A 3042-nucleotide genomic window follows, 5' to 3' on the forward strand; every position below is an offset into this window, starting at 1 on the left:
TCAGGAAGACCATACGATGAAAACTTCATTTCTAAATTAGGCTAAAAAGACTTGTTTTTTAACTCAGTTCTTTGTTACCTGCTGGCTTTTTTGCCTTATTCGCCCCATAATTAATTAAAACTCCTTGCTTCTATGAGTAGTTCTAGTCGAATAAATTAATATTTTTTCTGAAAGTTAAAACCCAAGCTATAAAAGGGTATTTCAATGAATATTTTAATCTATCCTTTCGAACATATTACTAGCTCCAAATGCCATGTGGGTGATTTTTCCTTTATTATTTTCCAGGAAACCAAGCGTTCTTCTTCCGCTTTCATTTTTAAACAATAAAGACTCTACTTGATGAAACTTTTCTCCAAATACGGTTATCGTGTAATCATTATTAACTTTTATTTGTTCAGGATTAGGTTTCCAGGCATTTTCGCACGTATGGCAATAGGTAGACCACATATAGGTACCTGCAAATTTCGATAAGTCATTTTTTAAGCGAGTATATTTAAATTTCTCTTTTGGATTCGGGTTGAAAAATTGAAGTATAGCATTAAGCACCGTATATCTAATTCGACTTCCTTCATGGTGATTGACTACATATATGCCCATGTTTTTATCTGGGACTAATGCCATATAACCACTAAATCCAAGCATATCACCACCATGACTTACTGTCCTTAAATCTTCAGCATATTCTTCATAAAATCCATAACAAAACGATTCGATTTCTGGATGTATTGCTAACTGTGGCCTTTGCATGGCCAATGCATTTTTCTTTGACAATACCTGTTTTCCTTTATACTTCCCTAAGTTTAAATACATTTGGATATATTTCCCCATATCTGTAACGGTACTATTTATTTCAGATGCAGGATAAGTATGATAAAATTCCCATGGCATTGGTAGATTAATTCCATCCCTATATTCATAACCTATAGACGCATAGTCTTCATTTTTTTCATTGAGTGTAATGCAAGTCATATCCATATTTAAAGGGTTCCATATGTTTTCTTGCATATATGCCTCTAAAGACATGCCGCTGATATCTTCGACTAATAAACCCGCTAAGGCAATTCCAAAAGTAGAATATGATGAAACAATACCAGGTTCTCTTAAACGGACAAGTTTATCTTTTAAAAATTGGTTTAGAGGTATTTGCTCTTCCTTATCATACACGACTCGACCGCGTAATTCATCAAAACCAGCACTATGATTTAATAAATGAGTTGTGGTGACTGGTTTCTTGAAGGTGTTTGGAACTTTAACCGATTTTAAATAGATATTTACATCTTTATCTAAGTCTATTTTCTTGTCATCTGCCAATTGAAGTAACGCCAAAGCAGTGAATGTCTTTGTTATAGAACCGATTCTGAAAATGGTAGAATCTGGGTCTACTTGTTTAATATTATCTCCTAATGATGTATAGCCATAGCCTTTTTTTAGAAGTGTTTTTCCATCTTTAACAATGATAAACGCCAAGCCAGGTACATGCCGAGATTCCATACTAGATTGAATCACAGAATCTAGTTTGGTTTCTAGTAGTTCTACTGAATATGAATTGGTTTGACTTATTAAAGGTGTTGTGAATAGTGTTACAATTGCTATAAGGACTAGACTTGTAGTTTTTAATTTTATTGAATTTGATTTCATTTTTTAAGTTGCTATTTGTGATTTATAGCAATACTACAGAAATGAACTAAAAAAAAATGACGAATAAAATATTCGAACCAAAAATAATATGAAGAAAAAAGTTTTGGTATGTATAGAAAATATATTGTTTTTTTATAATCAATTCAATTATAGGGTTTTATTTTTATACTGACTAGGCGTTAAGCCTGTGAGGCTTTTAAAGCTAACATTGAAAGAAGATTTTGAATTGAAGCCCACTTTGTATAAAATTTCCTGAATGTTGTAGTTATTTGATACATCGCTTAATAATTCTTTGGCTTTGTGTATTCTATATTGATTTACAAACAAATGGAAGTTTTGAGATAAATGATGATTTATCAAGGTAGATAACTCTGTAACATTAATATCTAATTCGGTGGCCAATTCAGCAATGGTAAGTTCGGGGTTTAAATAGGGTTCTTTATGATCCATATACGTCTTTAACTTTTCAATTTTTTGCAGGGTCAGCTTACTTTCATTTGTTTCTTCAAAAAGTTTTGGTCCATCGTTTACGTTTACCAATTGTAAACTAGAATCAATACCTCTAAATAATTTGGGTGCCATCAACGCCTTAAATACCAACCAACAAATAAATAGTAAAGAGATAGTCATTACTAGAATCCTAAGTTGCATAATAAATTGAGGGTTTTCTTGGTACTTATGAACGTTCTTAATCAATGCCGCAAAAAACAGAAAACTGCTTATCACATTCATTTGAAGCAACCAACGATGGTTATCATTGTCGGTCTTGGAAAAATTCTCCATCATGATTCTTTTATACCGTTTTAAAATAACAAATGTTAGTACAATTAAACTTAGATTTTGAATAAAATTCAGGCTATATGTAAACGAAATTTCAAAGCTTAACGGCAAACCATCAAAGAGCGAGTTCCTAAACCCTAAATACTCAAGGTAGTATCGAGGAATAGCTACTAATGTGCTCAACAAAAAAGGAATTAATAGTAACAGGTACTTTCGCTTTAACCTAAAATCTCTATAGATAATAGATAGTACAAAGAGAAACAATAGCGGTAATTGTAGAAATCCACCAGCATCATGCCTAAAAACATCCAAAGCAGGATGCACTGCTATATAATTGATATAGATAATAACACTTGCATCAATGGCTCTGACAATTAAAAATAAAGCAAGAATTCTATTCCCTAACTTATTTTTTGATTCTACAAATAATAGAAATATTGCAAATAATATAGATACAAAACACAAAATGGCTGTTATTATTTGTAATATAAAATCGTTACTCATTAATGTTTTTTGTATTTACTTTTAGTTTGATCGAGCTTGCAGGTAACACTAAGTGTAAGATGAGCTTAAGCGTCGTTGGTTAAATCGTTTGCGTAGCGTTAGCGAAGACAAACTATTTGA

2 protein-coding genes are annotated in these 3042 nt (G+C 31.8%); both read right to left on the reverse strand.

Going from position 1 to position 3042, the window contains the following annotated elements; translation table 11 throughout:
- Positions 1-213 precede the first annotated feature (213 nt).
- Positions 214-1638 (reverse strand): serine hydrolase domain-containing protein, encoded by a 1425-nt coding sequence (locus Q0975_RS28275; protein WP_299444331.1) that lies wholly within the window; start codon positions 1636-1638, stop codon positions 214-216.
- Between the two features lie 147 nt (positions 1639-1785).
- Positions 1786-2922, reverse strand: a complete 1137-nt coding sequence (locus Q0975_RS28280; RefSeq protein WP_299444333.1) for an AraC family transcriptional regulator — start codon at positions 2920-2922, stop codon at positions 1786-1788.
- Positions 2923-3042: the final 120 nt, after the last annotated feature.

This window comes from uncultured Aquimarina sp. (assembly GCF_947500065.1).
Classification (GTDB): domain Bacteria; phylum Bacteroidota; class Bacteroidia; order Flavobacteriales; family Flavobacteriaceae; genus Aquimarina.

Bases quoted from the DNA above. Each gene is read 5' to 3' on its own strand.
- Q0975_RS28275 (WP_299444331.1), bottom strand. From the start codon at position 1,638: ATGAAATCAAATTCAATAAAATTAAAAACTACAAGTCTAGTCCTTATA.
- Q0975_RS28280 (WP_299444333.1), bottom strand. From the start codon at position 2,922: ATGAGTAACGATTTTATATTACAAATAATAACAGCCATTTTGTGTTTT.